The following is a 16,181-nucleotide window of genomic DNA, read 5'->3' as shown; positions in this document are numbered from 1 at the left end:
TTCATGCTTAAAGCTGCTTATTGATTTCATAAAGAGGCATCAGTTTTGCGAATGTATCCGACAGAAGTGACTGCCATTCGCTTTTGTCCATCTTTACAGCTTTTTCCCTCGGGACATGAACACCGCAGAGAAGTTCAGCTTTTTTGACATTGCCTAGTCGCTGCACCAGTTCCTCTAATCCTGATTTTTTCAGTTGTGAATGAGGAACCGCATCCGGTTTCATATGATCAGGCGACCAGACGAAATCTGACGGTATTTTCTTTTTAATGACAGGCAGGCTTTTCAGCATTTTGCTGGATAAAGCTTCTTTCATCGGTGCTTCATAGATGACAGCATACCAGATGAAAACATGAGTCTCGAATAGGCCGATTTGAAAATGGGGCAGCATTTTATAGCCGCGTTTGTTAGGAGCAAAAGCGACCCACGTATCCTTTGGGGGATTCACTGTGCGGCGTGCGTGTTTGGCGACATGGAAATGCATTTCTTCACCGGTCAGTGAAGTAAGTTCGGCGGAATATTCTTTGCCGAGGTCTTCAAGCTTTGGGCGGATCAAAGCAATCAGCTGCTTCATTCTTTCATCAAGACCCTCTATTTTAAATACATCAAAATCATTGTCGTTAAATCCATTGAACATAGATATAATCCTCCATCTCTCTACTATACCCATAGATTCTAACACACTTGCACATGCGGAAAAAAGGCGGAGCAATGGTACCATAACAAAATTCAATTCATAAAATAACGTAAGAAAAATACTGAAAGGAAGTGGGAAAAATGAAACAAGTAATTCAAACATTGAAGAAAACGGATGCCGAGAGACGGATTCCAGTATTGAAACTGGAAATTGATTATGAACTAGCTACATTGTCGGATGCATTGAAGGCGCAGGACCAAAAAGCTGTAAACGAATGCAAGCGAAAGCTGGAGCGTATGCGGCAGGAACTCGTGAGACTAGAAGCATGATTGAGAAAGAATCAGGCTGATCAAAACGGACCCATCTTCGTTTGATGGTTCGTTTTTTTGTGAACAGAGTAAGGGTATCATATAATGTAGTAAACCTCACGGGGAGTGGTATTGTGGAAAACGTAGACTGGTTAGAGATAAAGCGCAAAGCTGATGCGTGGATATTTGAAGCAGGAAAGCTGATCCGAAATTCATTTAACGGTGATCGGACCATTACATATAAGTCTCATGCAGCTGATCTCGTTACAGAGATGGATAAGGGCATCGAGCGCTTTTTCATTAAAAATATTAGGGAGTCGTATCCAGATCACCAAGTGCTGGGTGAAGAAGGCTATGGTGACGAGATATCTGACAGCAAAGGTGTTTTGTGGATCATTGATCCGATTGACGGTACTACCAATTTCATTCATCAGCAGACCAATTTTGCTGTTTCAGTAGGCATTTATCATAATGGTACAGGTATTCTCGGCTTTGTGTATGATGTAGCAAGAGATGAAATGTTTTTCGCGGAAAAAAGTAATGGTATCTATTTGAATGGAAATAAACTTCCGTCATTGCAGGAAACTGTTCTCGAAGAAAGTGTTTTCGGCATTAATGCCACATGGCTCACTCCAAACAGAAGAATCGATCATACAAAGCTTCTTCCAATTGTAAAAAGATCAAGAGGAACGAGGTCTTATGGATCAGCTGCACTGGAGATGGCATATGTCGCTTCTGGAAGAATTGATGCTTACCTTACAATGAGGCTTTCTCCATGGGATTTTGCAGCAGGTAAGATATTAATTGAAGAAGCAGGCGGGATTGTTACTACTGTTGAAGGAAGCGAAATATCATTGCTGCAGCAAAACAGTGTGTTCTGCGGTAAGCCTGGACTGCATGAACAGGTTATGAATGAAATTATTTTAGGGAAGAAATAAATAAGGAAGAAGGGGCCCCCCTTCTTCCTTAAGTGTTTACCGGCCTTATTGCTGATTTTGTTCTCGAAGCTTTTTTCTTAGAGAAAATCCAGCACCCATTAATATAATGACTAAAATAATAGAAACGGCTGCGATCAGGATGCTTTTTTCACTTACAGCAACACCGATTCCGCCGATAGAAAGAGCTGTGAAAAATGCAAGAAGGAAAAACATGAAGTTATATTTCATTTATGGCTGCGCTCCTTTCTTATTATCTGTAGAGCTTTACCCATAGTTTACCGAAAATACATAAAAAGAAAAAGTATGTTTTCAAAAGTATGGTATAATACAAAAGTTGAGCAAAAATAAGGTACTTTAAATGAACACCTTTACAAGGTTAAATAAGGAGAGAGATTGAATTGAAACGTCGAGAAGACTTAAGAAATATAGCAATTATTGCCCACGTTGACCATGGTAAAACAACGCTGGTTGACAAGCTGCTTCACCAATCAGGAACATTCCGCGCAAATGAGCAGGTAAGTGAGCGTGCGATGGATTCCAACGATCTTGAAAGAGAGCGCGGAATTACGATCCTGGCTAAAAACACAGCTATTAATTTCAAAGATAAGCGCATCAACATCATGGATACACCTGGACACGCTGATTTTGGCGGAGAAGTAGAGCGTATCATGAAAATGGTAGACGGCGTTCTTCTTGTTGTAGATGCTTACGAAGGATGCATGCCGCAGACTCGCTTTGTATTAAAGAAAGCATTAGAACAAAAATTAACACCAATTGTTGTTGTTAATAAAATCGACCGTGATTTCGCGCGTCCGCTTGAAGTAATCGATGAAGTTATCGATCTTTTCATCGACCTTGGAGCAGAAGAAGATCAGCTTGAATTCCCGGTAGTTTTTGCTTCCGCACTACAAGGAACAGCTAGCTTAGATCCTGAAAAGCAAGATGAAGATATGACAGCTCTACTAGATACTATTCTTGAAACAATTCCAGCACCTGTTGACAACAGTGAAGAGCCATTGCAATTCCAAGTCACTATGCTTGATTATAATGATTACCTTGGCCGTATCGGAATTGGACGAGTATTCCGCGGTACGATCAAAGTTGGACAGCAAGTTTCTCTAATGAAATTAGACGGTTCTGTTAAAAAATTCCGTGTTACAAAATTATTTGGTTTTTTAGGACTTAAGAGAATTGAGATTGAAGAAGCTAAATCAGGTGATCTTATCGCTGTATCCGGAATGGAAGAAATCAACGTTGGTGAAACAGTTTGCCCTGAAGGTCAGGAGGAAGCTCTTCCTATTCTTCGTATTGATGAGCCAACATTGAAAATGACGTTCCTTGTAAACAACTCTCCTTTCGCTGGCCGTGAAGGAAAATATGTGACAAGCCGTAAGATTGAAGAACGTTTAAAGTCAGAATTAGAAACAGATGTCAGCTTGCGTGTTGATAACACGGATTCTCCAGATGTATGGACTGTTTCAGGCCGCGGAGAGCTTCACTTATCCATCTTGATCGAAAATCTTCGCCGTGAAGGGTACGAGCTTCAAGTTTCTAAGCCGGAAGTTATCGTCCGTGAAATCGAAGGCAAGAAATGCGAGCCAGTAGAGCGCGTACAGATTGACATTCCTGAAGAGTATACAGGAGCGATTATGGAATCATTGGGAGACCGCAAAGGCGAAATGCTGAACATGATCAACAACGGTTCTGGACAAGTTCGTCTTGAGTTCTTAGTGCCAGCTCGCGGTCTCATCGGATACGGAACAGAATTCTTAACGCAAACTCGCGGATACGGAATTCTAAATCATACTTTTGACAGCTACAAGCCTATGGCAGCAGGAAACGTGGGCGGACGACGTCAAGGTGTTCTTGTTTCAATGGAGAACGGTAAAGCTTCACAATATGGCATGATGGGTGTAGAAGACCGCGGTACTCTATTCGTAGAACCTGGTACAGAAGTATACGAAGGAATGATCGTTGGAGAACATACACGTGAAAACGACATTACTGTTAATATTGTAAAAGTAAAACAGATGACAAACATGCGTTCAGCTAATAAAGACCAGACGGTTACTATGAAAAAACCTCGTGTTATGTCTTTAGAAGAATCATTAGAATACTTGAATGATGACGAGTATTGCGAAATTACTCCAGAAAGTATTCGTCTTCGCAAGAAAATTCTAGATAAGAACGAACGTGAACGCGTTACAAAGAAAAACAAAGTTAAGTAATTAGTTTGCCATTGGGGAGTGGTAACGGTGAAAGATGATCAGATCATGAAGGCAACAGGGGAGAACTCCTCCTCTATTGCCCTCCTTCTAGGAATTGATAACGACGCGACAACAGGCTTTTGGCTGCTTTATGCAGTTATTGTGATACTTTGTGTAATCGTGTATAAATTAGGATTCGCAAAAAAACTGCCGCTCGCAAAATCTCTTTTTATCTATGTTCTGCTGCTGATCGGCTGCTTTCCTTTAGCCATACTCGGTATCGGGCTGCCTGTAGCAGAAGGACTGATTGTCTCAGCTGTTTTCTTAGGTGCATACCGCTACAGGCTTTATAAAAGCAAGAAGAAGGAACTGGATGCATGATGAACCTTCAGGACGTCTTCTATAACTGGCTCAGCATCAAAGTAGTTGCTGACAGCCGTCCTGAAGATAAAGCAGCGGTGGATACTTTTGCATTTTTTGATGAGATCTTAAAAGAAGATCATCAAATCAGTGATGCAGCTGCAGAGGTGATCGATGACAGCTATGTTGTTACCTTTGAAAAAGACGGTAAGCAAAACACGCTTCGTTTTTCCAAAGAGTATATCGACTCACTATATCTTTCCATCCTTTCTGAACCAAAATATAATGAAAAACCGCGCTGATTTTCAGCACGGTTTTTTTATGATTCTTTTATTTTTGTGTAAACATGATTCTTTTAATAGAAGATGCCAGAACCCAGGCATAGATCATATGTCCAGCAGCCCAAATGCCGAAATTTTGAACGGTAGGGGCTATTATTTTTTCCTCTGCCGCAGATTCTAACGGGAAAAAAGTTAACGAAACAGCCAGGTTAATCCCAAAAGAGAGGGGGATTAAAAGGGTCTTCCGCTTTAGTGCCGTTTTAACTAAGAGGAATGCAAGAAGTAAAGAAATAAAAAGATGCAGTGTCCATTGAATGATGACGTTGTGTGTCACTTCAGCAGGAAGCGGGAGGAAGTCGATGTTCAGCAAAAAATCATAAAGTCTGATATTAGTCAGCTTCTGGATGGCATAGAAAAGAAACCCGAGCCAGAAACCTGCAAAAATACCGCTTAAAACAGCCGCAGCTTTTATCCGTTTACCAGTCATTTTCTTTTTCGGGACTTCTATACAATGAAAAATTGCCGGTTGCCGCACGCCGTTCTGTTTTATCCGTAATTCTTTCTTTGCATTTCGGGCACATATACGTATGGATCGGGCGGTTTCTTAATTTTTTTGCAAGAGAGCAATGATCTTCAATCACATCAATTTTGTCACATAAAACGCATTTTACACGCATACCTGTCACCTCTGTTTTTCTTAAAACAAGTATAGCATACAGACGTCAAGGTTGTATTCATTCTTAACTTGGAGCTAAACCTTCCTTTCTTAACACTTCGGGAAAAACTTCTAACTTCTGTTATTTCTTCATACATTGAACTACATACACAAGTAGCTCTCTTTTTTGATTGAAGAAGACAGGAGGCCGGATATTGGATAAATTATACGTCCTTGATACGAATGTTCTGCTTCAGGATCCTTATTCTATATTTTCCTTTGAGCAGTGCGATATTGTAATTCCTGCTGTAGTGCTGGATGAGCTGGATTCTAAAAAAAGATATATGGATGAAATAGGAAGAAATGCGCGTGAGTTTTCAAGACTGATAGACAAATTGAGGCAGAATGGGAAGCTGCATGAAGGCGTTAGGCTTGATCAGGGAGGTACTCTCCGTGTAGAGCTGAACAACAGATCATTTCAAAGGCTTCAGGATACATTTATTGAGGCATCAAATGACAACCGGATTATTGCTGTAGCATCCAATCTGGCGGCAGAAGAGAAAACAAAGCCCGCAGGCAAGAAAGTGATACTTGTAAGCAAAGATGTCCTTGTGAGGGTGAAGGCTGACGCCCTTGGAATTGATGCGGAAGACTTTCTAAGTGACAGAGTAGTGGACAGGGATGACCAGACGTACAGCGGATATAAGGAAGTGTACGTAGCAAGTGATGTTCTAAGCCGATATTACGAACAGCAGGAGCTTTCCTCAGCAGAGCTGTCAGGGCATACCTTCTACCCTCATCAGTTTGTAATTTTAAAGGATTTATACAGGAGCTCTGCTTCAGCACTGGCAAAAGTGGATGAGACAGCCAAAAAAATCAAGCCCCTAGTTTTTGACAACGAACAAATATGGGGAATCAGAGCACGCAACGCACAGCAGAAAATGGCGTTTGAACTATTGATGAGGAGAGACATTCCTCTCGTAACCATGATTGGAAAAGCTGGTACAGGCAAGACGCTGCTGACTCTCGCTGCGGGACTCATGCAGACTGAGGATTTAAAAAGCTATATTAAACTCTTTATTGCAAGGCCGATCGTTCCCGTCGGAAAGGATATCGGCTATCTGCCCGGAGAAAAAGAAGAAAAATTGAAGCCGTGGATGCAGCCGATCTATGACAATCTAGAGTATTTATTCAACACGAAAAAGCCTGGAGAGCTAGATAAAATTCTTGCGGGTATCGGTTCAATTCATGTTGAGGCACTCACATATATACGTGGAAGGAGCCTTCCAGACCAGTTTATCATTATAGATGAAGCTCAAAACCTGACAAAGCATGAGATAAAAACCATCTTGACGAGAGTAGGAGAAGGCAGCAAGATTGTCTTGCTAGGCGATCCTAACCAGATCGATCATCCATACCTTGATGAATTCACGAATGGACTTACGTATGTAGTCGAGAAATTTAAAGACCAGGTAATAAGCGGCCACGTGAAGCTGGAAAAGGGAGAACGGTCAAGCCTTGCACTGCTTGCGGCAGATTTATTATAGAAGAATTGTTTAGGAAGACTGCATTGATAATGACTCTAAAGCCAAAGGGTATCTTTTGCTAAAAAAAAGGGTGTTCCAGACATAATCATCTGGGACACCCTTATCAGTCTCTTTAGATCAATTCAAATCCTCTAACATGAAGAAGAGGCTTCATGCTGCTGTCCGGAAAATAGATATGGACAGGACCGTCATCCTTAAGAGGCTTGCCATCTTTTGAAAAAGCAAGATAGCATTCTTGAGCCTTTTCGAGGGGAATAGTCATGCTGGAGTCTGCAGTGTAGATAACAACGGACTCAGCATCTTTCTCTGGTTCGGCATTTTGAATGAAGGGAGCAAAAGGCATAGCGAATGAGCTGCTGAGCAGATATTCCTTTTTAGTTATTTTAGATTCTTTTTCCTTTTCGGAAGGAAGCTCCGCACCTTTAGTTATCTCTCTATCCCAATGAGAAGAAACATCTTTTAAATACTTTATGCTTGGATCTTCCTTGACATAGTTGTTCTTGATTTCAGAAACAAGAATCTTTCTTTCATCAAAAATCCACACGCTCGGGTCAATAGTGAGTGGATGTGCGACCTTGCCTTTCAAAAATAAGATAAATTCCATAGTAACCTCCTAAAAGCGTATAAGCCAAATAAAGCATAGCATGATTCTCGGATTACTGTAATATGTTGATTTTTTAAGGGGAAAGCTTTATATTTAATGATAGATATGTGCAGGAACGGAGGGATGATCTTTGGCAGCTGAGATGGTAACAGGACACCACGAAAGGGCTCTGGAATTATTAAAAGCCGATGCCCAGAAAATATTAAAGCTGATCGAGGTCCAAATGGGCAACCTGACGATGCCGCAATGTCCCCTCTATGAGGAAGTTCTGGATACGCAGATGTTTGGCTTATCTAGGGAAATAGACTTTGCTGTTCGTCTTCAACTAATAGATGCGGAGGCCGGAAAGGAACTGCTGGGAACGCTTGAAAAACAATTGAGCGCCCTGCATGAGGCGTCCATGAGGAAATAAAACAAACCCAGACTTAGATGGTGCAGTCTGGGTTTTTTGTTTTCCTTTTTTTCGGAAAAATCCGCTCTGTTCATGTTGTTATGTTACTTTTTAGCGGATTACGACAGGAATTGCGACAGTTAAATCGAATTATTTTATAGAGAGAGTACAAGGAAAAGGTGAGGAGTTTGAAAAAATTTTTTCAGCATGTCGATTATTCTCTTCTCGTATCAGTGTTTTTGTTATGCGGGATCGGCTTGGTCATGATCTACAGTGCAAGTATTGGTGTTTCTATTACAAAGTATGAGTACAGCCCAAGCCATTTCTTTGTAAGGCAGCTAGCTTTCTTTTTTGTGGGGCTTATCATATTTTCGTTTACCATGATACTGCCCTACCAGTTTTACAAGCGCTTTATGGCACCGATCGTTTTTGCGTCGATTGCTATGCTTATCGCCGTGTTTTTTTTCGGCAAAACAGTAAATAATGCTAAAAGCTGGATTATGATCGGTGGATTCGGGCTTCAGCCGGCTGAATTTGTAAAGCTGGGCCTTTCCATTTACCTTGCAGGCATCTTTTCCAAAAAACAGGACAAGCTTGATCAGTTCAGCACGAGTGTCGTGCCGCCTCTGTCCATCATCCTTATCATCCTGCTGCTGATTATTAAGCAGCCGGACTTCGGTACGGCGATGGTTGTGGCCGCCGTAGCAGGAATCATCATTTTTTGCTCCGGTATACAAAGGAAACACCTCGTTCTGCTCATCGGGGCATCAGTCGGAGCACTCGTATTGTTTTCTTTCTTGTTTTCAGGTGAACAGATGTCGCGCTTCACGGCTGCCTATGATCCCTTTTCCGACCCAGAACGTGACGGTTACCAATTAATCAACGCTTACGTTGCGATGGCAGCAGGCGGCATGACTGGCTCCGGTCTTGGAGAATCTGTTCAAAAGTACGGCTTCCTTCCAGAGCCGCACACCGATTTTATCATTGCTATTATTGGCGAAGAGCTTGGCTTTATAGGAATTGCTGCTGTTATCCTCCTGCTGGCTTTTATCGTGATAAAAGGTTTTTACATAGGGGTGATAGGGAAGGATACATACGGCAGCCTGCTTGCTTTCGGTATTTCAGGTATGATTGGAGTACAATCATCAGTCAACCTTGGCGCTGCAGTTGGATTGCTCCCGATAACAGGAGTGCCGCTTCCATTCATCTCATATGGTGGCTCATCTCTTATCCTGTTTATGGCATCTGCAGGGATTTTGATCAACATATCAGCACATGTTAATTTCAAACTTAAACAGCCAGCCGCAGCACCTGCTGCGAAAGAAAGACAAGTCAAAGCATTGTAACAGATAGAAAAGGAGAGGAATCAAATGGAGAAAACCATCAGAAAAATACTCGTCGCTAACCGCGGAGAAATCGCAATACGTATTTTCAGAGCCTGTACAGAACTTAATATCAGGACTGTCGCGGTATATTCTAAAGAAGATTCCGGATCTTATCACCGTTATAAAGCGGACGAAGCCTATTTAGTAGGAGCGGGCAAAAAGCCTATTGATGCATACTTGGACATTGAGGGAATCATTGAGATTGCAAAAGCAAATAATGTTGACGGTATTCACCCTGGCTACGGCTTTTTATCGGAAAATGCTGATTTTGCAAGACGATGCAGAGAAGAAGGCATAATTTTTATCGGACCAAAAGAAGAACACCTTATGATTTTTGGCGATAAAGTGAAGGCACGTGCAGCTGCAGTGGAAGCGGACATTCCCGTTATCCCTGGAAGCGGCGGGCCTGTAAACAGCCTTGATGAAGTGCGTCAGTTTGCTTCAGAGCACGGCTATCCGATCATCATTAAGGCAGCACTAGGCGGAGGCGGCAGAGGAATGAGGATCGTACGCAGCGAAAACTCCCTCGCTGAAAGCTATGATCGAGCTAAATCAGAAGCGAAAGCCTCTTTCGGTAAAGATGATGTATATGTAGAGCGTTTTATTGAAAAGCCGAAGCATATTGAAGTTCAGATCATGGGAGATCATTCCGGTAATATCGTTCACTTGTATGAGAGAGACTGTTCCGTTCAGCGCAGACACCAGAAGGTTGTAGAAGTTGCACCTAGTGTGTCATTAAGCGAAAAATGCCGTGAAGATATTTGCGAATCAGCTTTAAAACTGATGAAGCATGTAGGATATTATAATGCAGGAACAGTTGAGTATCTCGTAACGAGCAATGAAGATTTTTACTTTATTGAGGTTAACCCCCGGGTACAGGTTGAGCATACGATTACTGAGATGGTGACCGGCATCGATATCGTACAGTCGCAAATCTTGATCGCTCAAGGACTTTCGCTTCACAGCAAAGAAGTGGCGATACCGGAGCAAAAAGATATTTCATGCCACGGGTATGCTATTCAGTGCCGTGTTACGACAGAAGATCCAGCAAATCAGTTTATGCCTGATACAGGGAAGATCATGGCCTACCGCACTGGCGGCGGTTTTGGGGTGCGGCTGGATGCAGGGAATGGCTTCCAAGGAGCTGTCATCACACCTCACTATGATTCTCTTTTAGTAAAGCTGTCCACTTGGGCGCTCACTTTTGAAAATGCTGCTTCTAAGATGCTGCGAAACCTTAAGGAATTCCGGATCAGAGGCATTAAGACGAACATAGAATTTTTGGAAAATGTAGTAAAACATAAAAACTTTTTATCAGGTGTTTATGATACATCGTTTATTGATTCAACGAACGAGCTGTTTGTCTTTCCTAAAAGAAAAGACCGCGGTACTAAAATGCTATCCTACATTGGCAGTACTACAGTAAACGGGTTCCCGGGGTTAGAAAAGAAGATGAAGCCGCTTTATAATGAAACGCGTATCCCGTCCTTGAAATACTCGGATTCTCCTCGTCCGGGAACGAAGCAGATTTTGGATGAAAAAGGTGCCGATGGTCTTGCAGCATGGGTTAAGGATCAGAAAGAAGTCTTGTTGACAGACACGACTTTCCGTGACGGCCATCAGTCGCTGCTTGCTACACGCGTGCGTTCTCATGACCTGTTAAAAGCTGCAGATCCAGTGGCAAAGCTCTGGCCAGAACTGTTCTCGCTTGAAATGTGGGGTGGAGCAACGTTCGACGTAGCATACCGATTCTTGAATGAAGACCCATGGGAAAGGCTGTTGAAGCTGAGGGAGCGGGTGCCGAATGTTCTTTTCCAAATGCTGCTCAGAGCTTCAAATGCTGTTGGATACAAGAACTATCCAGATAACGTCATCATGGAATTCGTTAAGCACTCGGCGCAGGCAGGCATTGATGTGTTCCGTATTTTTGACAGCCTGAACTGGGTAGAAGGAATGAAGACAGCCATTCACGCTGTACGTGATTCAGGAAAGATTGCAGAAGCTTCAATCTGCTATACAGGCGATATTCTCGATCCGTTAAGATCAAAATACGACCTGAAGTATTACGTTGACATGGCGAAGGAGCTTGAAGCAGAAGGTGCGCATATTCTAGGAATCAAGGATATGGCAGGGCTGCTTAAGCCGCAGGCGGCCTATGATCTAGTCAGTGCATTGAAGACTGAGACAAGTCTGCCGATCCACCTTCACACGCATGATACGAGCGGAAACGGAATTTACACGTATGCTAAAGCAGTCGAGGCCGGAGTAGATATTGTTGACGTAGCAGTAAGCTCCATGGCAGGACAGACTTCACAGCCAAGTGCTGATTCTCTTTATTACGCTCTATCAGGCAACAGCAGACAGCCTGATTTGAACATCCAAAACGTGAAGCACCTCTCTGCTTATTGGGAGGATGTTCGAAAGTTTTATCAAGGCTTTGAGAGCGGAATGGCTGCTCCAGATCCAGAAGTCTATGAGCATGAAATGCCAGGAGGACAGTTCTCAAACCTGCAGCAGCAAGCGAAAGCAGTAGGACTTGGTAACCGCTGGGACGATGTTAAACAGATGTACCGCAGGGTTAACGACATGTTCGGTGATGTAGTAAAAGTTACGCCATCTTCTAAGGTAGTCGGAGATATGGCACTTTATATGGTTCAAAACGGTCTGTCAGAAGACGATGTTTATGAAAGAGGAGATACACTCGATTTTCCTGACTCTGTTGTTGAGTTCTTCCAAGGGTATTTGGGACAGCCGTATCAGGGCTTCCCGCAGGAGCTGCAGCGCATCGTACTTAAGGGAAGAGAGCCGCTGACTGTAAGACCTGGAGAACAGCTTGAGGCAGCTGATTTTATGGACATTAAAGAAACACTGTTCCATAAGCTCGGGCGCCAGGTTACCACTTTTGATGCTCTTTCCTATGCGCTGTATCCGAAGGTATTCCTCGACAGAGAAAAGATTTACAACATGTTCGGTGATGTGTCTGTTCTTGATACGCCGACATTCTTCTACGGCATGCGGCTTGGTGAAGAGATCAATATCGAGATCGAGCAAGGGAAAACACTTATCGTGAAACTTGTATCGATCGGTGAGCCGCAAAAAGATGGATCGAGGGTTGTTTATTTTGAACTGAACGGCCAGCCGCGGGAAATAATCGTCATAGATGAAAGTGCAAAAGTAACGGAGGCAGTGAGGCAAAAAGCTGACCCGTCTAACCCAGAACAGATTGGAGCTGGAATGCCGGGTACGGTAATTAAAGTTCTCGTTGAAAAAGGGGAAAAAGTTAAAAAAGGCGATCATCTGATGATTACTGAGGCGATGAAGATGGAAACGACCGTCCAGGCTCCTTTTGACGGTACGGTAAAAGAGATCTATGTGGCAGGCAGTGATGCTATTGCACCGGGAGACCTTTTACTTGAATTGAATAAATAGAAAAAAAGAGATGGCCTCTATTGAAATCGGCCATCTCTTTTTACCTTTAAGTGAGTATGATCATTTTAATAAAGAAAAAATTCAAAGCCAGCAAAAAGATTGTTGGAAAAAAAGTAACGTCAGCCAACTTTTCTTTATTTCCGGTATGCTGCCATCACAAGGAAACTTAACGTTCCGAATAAGCAGGATATTAACACGCCGTGTGAAAGTGCGGCAAAAAGGTTCAAGTTAGATAATACGACGATAGCTCCTGAGGCTGCTTGAAGCGACACAAAAACAGCCGCAAGAATAAAACCGATTTTTGCGTTTTTATCACTTCGGTAAAGCCTATGCGCGTATGCCGCAGAAAGCATGATCCAAAGGAACAAGACCATTGCAGCCATTCTATGCATGAACTGAATTCCGGCAGCTCCGCCGAGTTCTGGAATAACATCACCGTTGCACAGGGGAAAACCTGTACAGCCAAGGCTGGATTCTGTGTGCCGGACTAATGCGCCGGTATAGACTACAATGTAAAGGTACGTGAAAAGCAAATAAATATTCATTTTGAAGCCAGAAGAAACGTTCAGGGTAAATGGTCTTTCGGAATTCTCGAACGACAGCACTGCAATAAGAAGAACGCTGGCAAAAGAAATTAGCGAAAAGCCAAAGTGAAGAGCAAGCACTGCTGAAGACTGGCTCCAGATGACTGCTGCAGCACCGAGAAGGCCTTGCAGTACAATGAAAAAAACAGCAAGTGAAGCTAATAATTTAATACCTTTAATATGGCTATATCTTTTCCATGCCCAGACTGCCAGTATGATAACAAGAATCCCGAGCCAGCCGGAAACAATTCTGTGACTGTATTCGATCATTGTTTCAAGCTTAGGTGCGCTAGGCAGAACCTCACCGTAGCATAGAGGCCAAGAATTTCCGCAGCCGTCACCTGATCCTGTCTTCGTAACGATGGATCCCATTAATAAGACAAGCAGCATCCCAAACGCGGTAAAAATGGAGTACCATTGAAACGCTCTTTTCATTCTATATCACCTGTTTCTATAAAATTATGGATTATTTCACAAATTTGTTAAAAATAAAACTAGTATAAAAATGCCCTGATAGTACAAATAATATAGGCTTATGTCGATTTTAGTCAAAGTATACAAAGTCTGTGATTTGTTTTATAATGTTATAGGACATTTCCTTGATATGTTTATCCTATCACACAGTACATAGCCATTATCATACAGATTGTGAACAGATATGGACATTTTGCAGAATCAGGATAAGATTGAGGTAGGCGTTTTTAGGTAAAGGAGGTGTTATCAGTGGGTAAAACAGAAACGGCTTTTGAAGCAGCCAACAAGGTAATGGAGCCAGGCCCGTTGTCAGAAGCTAATCCAACTGGTACTTGGAAAGATTTTCTTACAATTGCAAAGCTCGGCATTGTTATGAGCAACTTGATCACTACGTTTGCAGGCTTTTTCCTTGCAGTTAAGTATACAAACTTAAACTTTACTGATGAAATTGGTACGATGGTTCTCTGCCTCTTAGGTGCTGCGCTTGTTATTGCAGGCGGATGCTGTCTGAACAACTACATAGACAGAGATATTGATCAGTTGATGGACAGAACGCTGGAACGTCCAACTGTCACCGGGAGGATTGATGCAAACCAAGTTCTTTGGGTGGGTATTGTGGTTTCAGCGGTCGGTACGCTATTGCTGGCATTAACTACGCTGACTGCTGCTGTATTAGGATTGATCGGGCTTTTCGTTTATGTTGTGGTTTACACGATGTGGCTGAAAAGGACACATTCTATTAATACCGTAGTAGGAGGGATTTCTGGTGCGATGCCGCCGCTTATCGGCTGGGCTGCAATAGATGCTAACCTCCATCCGATCGCATGGTTTTTATTCCTTATCATGTTTCTCTGGCAGCCGCCGCATTTCCTTGCACTTGCCATGAAGCGCTGTGAAGAGTATAGAAAGGCTGGCATTCCAATGCTTCCGGTCGTGTCAGGATTTGAAATGACAAAACGGCAGATGATCTGGTATACGGCAGCTCTTCTTCCTGTTTCGCTTTATTTATACGATTTTGGAACTGTCTATATTATTCTTTCAGCATTGCTTGGAACAGGGTGGCTTGTTCTTGCGATTTCTGGTCTGCGAGCGAAAGATGATATTAAATGGGCAAGAATGATGTTCGTGTATTCATTGAACTATTTGACAATTATGTTTGTCGCAATGATTCTTGTTAACATAAAATAGCTTTCTTCAGCAGAACAGCACGAACAGTGCTGTTCTGCATTGCCTTTACATAAAAGGGCTTACATTCCCGATTTTGCTATTTTTGTCCGGTACGCGCCGGATTGAATAGATACATTTTATATTTTTGTGATTAACAACGAGAAAGTGGGGTTTTATGAAGTGATGAGAAAATGGCTTCAAAAGGGACGGCTTTTATCCCTGATTGCCATGTTAGCGATTTTGCTGACAGGCTGCGGTGATCCAACGCTGTCTACACTCGTGCCTCAGGGCGACGTGGCTGACAAGCAGTTCCAGCTTATGCTTATTTCAATCAGCATAATGATTTTGGTTCTTGTAGTTGTATTTGTACTATATTTCTTTGTTCTCATTAAGTTCCGTAAAAAAGCTGGCGATGATTCTATGCCTGAACAGGTAGAGGGAAATCACATGCTGGAAATTCTTTGGACTGCTATTCCAATTCTTTTGCTTATCATTCTTGCTGTTCCAACAGTAATGAGAACATTTGAATTCGATGCAGATGCTAAGCCATCGAAAAATGAACTAAGTCTTAAAGTGACTGGACACCAGTATTGGTGGGAATTCGAATATCCGAAAGAAGAACTGATTACGTCTCAGGAGCTAGTACTCCCAGTTGACACGAAGGTACATGTTGAACTTACCACTGCAGATGTAATCCACTCATTCTGGATTCCTTCTCTTGCAGGAAAAACCGACACTAACCCTGGTGACGGAAGCAAAAACTATATGTGGTTTGACACGGGCAGCAAAGAAGCGGTTTACAAAGGTAAATGCGCGGAGCTGTGCGGTGCTTCTCATGCCTTGATGGACTTTAAAGTAAAAGTTGTATCTAAGGAAGAGTACAAAGCTTGGGTATCAGGCTTCAAGAAAGCTAGCGCTTCCACTGGCGATGCTGATGGACAGAAGGTGTTCGAAAAGAACTGTCTTTCTTGCCATGCAGTAGGCGAAAAAGGCGGAAACACAGGCCCTAACCTTACAGGATTCGGCGAAAAAGAAAAAATCGCAGGAATCATGGATCACAGTAAAGCTAACTTAAAGAAATGGATCAAGGATCCGCAGGAATACAAGCCAGGCAACGAAATGCCTAAGCTGCCATTAAGCGACGAAGAAGTTGACGCGGTAGCGGATTACTTGATGGAATTAAAATTACAATAACATCGGCTAGGGCATGTTAAAGG

At 42.6% G+C, this 16,181-nt stretch carries 17 protein-coding genes; 11 read left to right on the top strand and 6 right to left on the bottom strand.

What is annotated here, in order from left to right:
* Positions 1-7 precede the first annotated feature (7 nt).
* Complete coding sequence (locus CGZ90_RS03595) at positions 8-634, bottom strand: YktB family protein (protein ID WP_094250956.1); 627 nt, start codon at positions 632-634, stop codon at positions 8-10.
* Positions 635-774: 140 nt separating this feature from the next.
* On the opposite strand from CGZ90_RS03595, the gene CGZ90_RS03590 reads away from it, so the two are divergent.
* Both CGZ90_RS03590 and CGZ90_RS03585 read left to right on the top strand, forming a co-directional pair.
* Positions 775-963, top strand: coding sequence for a hypothetical protein (locus CGZ90_RS03590; protein ID WP_094250955.1), 189 nt, complete (start codon positions 775-777; stop codon positions 961-963).
* A gap of 113 nt (positions 964-1,076) precedes the next feature.
* The gene (locus tag CGZ90_RS03585) at positions 1,077-1,880 is read left to right on the top strand and encodes an inositol monophosphatase family protein (RefSeq protein WP_240515336.1); all 804 of its coding nucleotides are present in this window, start codon (positions 1,077-1,079) and stop codon (positions 1,878-1,880) included.
* Between the two features lie 45 nt (positions 1,881-1,925).
* On the opposite strand, the gene CGZ90_RS03580 is transcribed toward CGZ90_RS03585, so the two are convergent.
* Positions 1,926-2,108, bottom strand: coding sequence for a DUF5325 family protein (locus CGZ90_RS03580; RefSeq protein ID WP_094250953.1), 183 nt, complete (start codon positions 2,106-2,108; stop codon positions 1,926-1,928).
* Between the two features lie 170 nt (positions 2,109-2,278).
* Here CGZ90_RS03580 and typA point away from each other — a divergent pair, with 170 nt between their 5' ends.
* From typA to CGZ90_RS03565, 3 genes are read left to right on the top strand one after another with little or no spacing between them, the layout of a single operon-like run.
* Positions 2,279-4,108: a translational GTPase TypA gene (gene typA, locus CGZ90_RS03575; RefSeq protein WP_094250952.1), complete on the top strand. Its 1,830-nt coding sequence runs from the start codon at positions 2,279-2,281 to the stop codon at positions 4,106-4,108.
* Between the two features lie 45 nt (positions 4,109-4,153).
* Positions 4,154-4,468, top strand: a complete 315-nt coding sequence (locus CGZ90_RS03570; RefSeq protein WP_094251773.1) for a YlaH-like family protein — start codon at positions 4,154-4,156, stop codon at positions 4,466-4,468.
* Positions 4,465-4,749 carry a hypothetical protein gene (locus tag CGZ90_RS03565; protein WP_094250951.1) on the top strand — a complete coding sequence of 95 codons (285 nt, stop codon included), beginning with the start codon at positions 4,465-4,467 and terminating at the stop codon, positions 4,747-4,749. The genes CGZ90_RS03570 and CGZ90_RS03565 overlap by 4 nt, the downstream gene beginning before the upstream one ends.
* Positions 4,750-4,777: 28 nt before the next feature.
* On the opposite strand, the gene CGZ90_RS03560 is transcribed toward CGZ90_RS03565, so the two are convergent.
* Together CGZ90_RS03560 and CGZ90_RS03555 are read right to left on the bottom strand one after the other, a co-directional pair.
* Positions 4,778-5,215: a hypothetical protein gene (locus tag CGZ90_RS03560; RefSeq protein ID WP_094250950.1), complete on the bottom strand. Its 438-nt coding sequence runs from the start codon at positions 5,213-5,215 to the stop codon at positions 4,778-4,780.
* The gene (locus CGZ90_RS03555; protein WP_094250949.1) at positions 5,205-5,405 is read right to left on the bottom strand and encodes a YlaI family protein; all 201 of its coding nucleotides are present in this window, start codon (positions 5,403-5,405) and stop codon (positions 5,205-5,207) included. The genes CGZ90_RS03560 and CGZ90_RS03555 overlap by 11 nt, the downstream gene beginning before the upstream one ends.
* 193 nt (positions 5,406-5,598) lie before the next feature.
* Here CGZ90_RS03555 and CGZ90_RS03550 point away from each other — a divergent pair, with 193 nt between their 5' ends.
* Positions 5,599-6,930 carry a PhoH family protein gene (locus CGZ90_RS03550; protein WP_379675155.1) on the top strand — a complete coding sequence of 444 codons (1,332 nt, stop codon included), beginning with the start codon at positions 5,599-5,601 and terminating at the stop codon, positions 6,928-6,930.
* A gap of 112 nt (positions 6,931-7,042) precedes the next feature.
* On the opposite strand, the gene CGZ90_RS03545 is transcribed toward CGZ90_RS03550, so the two are convergent.
* Complete coding sequence (locus CGZ90_RS03545; protein WP_094250948.1) at positions 7,043-7,534, bottom strand: hypothetical protein; 492 nt, start codon at positions 7,532-7,534, stop codon at positions 7,043-7,045.
* A 130-nt stretch (positions 7,535-7,664) separates the two neighbouring features.
* On the opposite strand from CGZ90_RS03545, the gene CGZ90_RS03540 reads away from it, so the two are divergent.
* The 3 genes from CGZ90_RS03540 (at position 7,665) to pyc (ending at position 12,739) form a co-directional block, all read left to right on the top strand.
* A complete protein-coding gene (locus CGZ90_RS03540; protein WP_094250947.1) occupies positions 7,665-7,946 on the top strand; it encodes an Fpa/YlaN family protein in 282 nt (93 codons plus the stop codon).
* Positions 7,947-8,104: 158 nt separating this feature from the next.
* Positions 8,105-9,271 (top strand): putative lipid II flippase FtsW, encoded by a 1,167-nt coding sequence (gene ftsW, locus CGZ90_RS03535; RefSeq protein ID WP_379675154.1) that lies wholly within the window; start codon positions 8,105-8,107, stop codon positions 9,269-9,271.
* A 24-nt stretch (positions 9,272-9,295) separates the two neighbouring features.
* Positions 9,296-12,739 carry a pyruvate carboxylase gene (pyc, locus tag CGZ90_RS03530; protein WP_094250945.1) on the top strand — a complete coding sequence of 1,148 codons (3,444 nt, stop codon included), beginning with the start codon at positions 9,296-9,298 and terminating at the stop codon, positions 12,737-12,739.
* Positions 12,740-12,873: 134 nt separating this feature from the next.
* On the opposite strand, the gene CGZ90_RS03525 is transcribed toward pyc, so the two are convergent.
* Positions 12,874-13,758 (bottom strand): COX15/CtaA family protein, encoded by an 885-nt coding sequence (locus CGZ90_RS03525; RefSeq protein ID WP_094250944.1) that lies wholly within the window; start codon positions 13,756-13,758, stop codon positions 12,874-12,876.
* A 288-nt stretch (positions 13,759-14,046) separates the two neighbouring features.
* On the opposite strand from CGZ90_RS03525, the gene cyoE reads away from it, so the two are divergent.
* Together cyoE and coxB are read left to right on the top strand one after the other, a co-directional pair.
* On the top strand, positions 14,047-14,985 hold the full coding sequence (gene cyoE / locus CGZ90_RS03520) for a heme o synthase (RefSeq protein WP_094250943.1): 939 nt from the start codon (positions 14,047-14,049) through the stop codon (positions 14,983-14,985).
* 162 nt (positions 14,986-15,147) lie between these two features.
* A complete protein-coding gene (gene coxB / locus CGZ90_RS03515; protein ID WP_094250942.1) occupies positions 15,148-16,158 on the top strand; it encodes a cytochrome c oxidase subunit II in 1,011 nt (336 codons plus the stop codon).
* Positions 16,159-16,181 lie beyond the last annotated feature (23 nt).

It is taken from the genome of Fictibacillus aquaticus (assembly GCF_002245695.1).
Lineage (GTDB): Bacteria > Bacillota > Bacilli > Bacillales > Fictibacillaceae > Fictibacillus > Fictibacillus aquaticus.
The sequence above is the reverse complement of the archived record's forward strand: the minus strand, read 5'-3'. Positions and strand labels throughout refer to the sequence as shown.

What these genes read in the sequence shown, in the direction of transcription:
- pyc (WP_094250945.1), top strand. Translation starts at nt 9,296, where the DNA reads ATGGAGAAAACCATCAGAAAAATACTCGTCGCTAACCGCGGAGAAATC.
- CGZ90_RS03545 (WP_094250948.1), bottom strand. Translation starts at nt 7,534, where the DNA reads ATGGAATTTATCTTATTTTTGAAAGGCAAGGTCGCACATCCACTCACT.
- CGZ90_RS03525 (WP_094250944.1), bottom strand. Translation starts at nt 13,758, where the DNA reads ATGAAAAGAGCGTTTCAATGGTACTCCATTTTTACCGCGTTTGGGATG.
- CGZ90_RS03565 (WP_094250951.1), top strand. Translation starts at nt 4,465, where the DNA reads ATGATGAACCTTCAGGACGTCTTCTATAACTGGCTCAGCATCAAAGTA.
- CGZ90_RS03560 (WP_094250950.1), bottom strand. Translation starts at nt 5,215, where the DNA reads ATGACTGGTAAACGGATAAAAGCTGCGGCTGTTTTAAGCGGTATTTTT.
- CGZ90_RS03595 (WP_094250956.1), bottom strand. Translation starts at nt 634, where the DNA reads ATGTTCAATGGATTTAACGACAATGATTTTGATGTATTTAAAATAGAG.
- CGZ90_RS03570 (WP_094251773.1), top strand. Translation starts at nt 4,154, where the DNA reads ATGAAGGCAACAGGGGAGAACTCCTCCTCTATTGCCCTCCTTCTAGGA.
- CGZ90_RS03590 (WP_094250955.1), top strand. Translation starts at nt 775, where the DNA reads ATGAAACAAGTAATTCAAACATTGAAGAAAACGGATGCCGAGAGACGG.
- coxB (WP_094250942.1), top strand. Translation starts at nt 15,148, where the DNA reads ATGAGAAAATGGCTTCAAAAGGGACGGCTTTTATCCCTGATTGCCATG.
- CGZ90_RS03580 (WP_094250953.1), bottom strand. Translation starts at nt 2,108, where the DNA reads ATGAAATATAACTTCATGTTTTTCCTTCTTGCATTTTTCACAGCTCTT.
- CGZ90_RS03555 (WP_094250949.1), bottom strand. Translation starts at nt 5,405, where the DNA reads ATGCGTGTAAAATGCGTTTTATGTGACAAAATTGATGTGATTGAAGAT.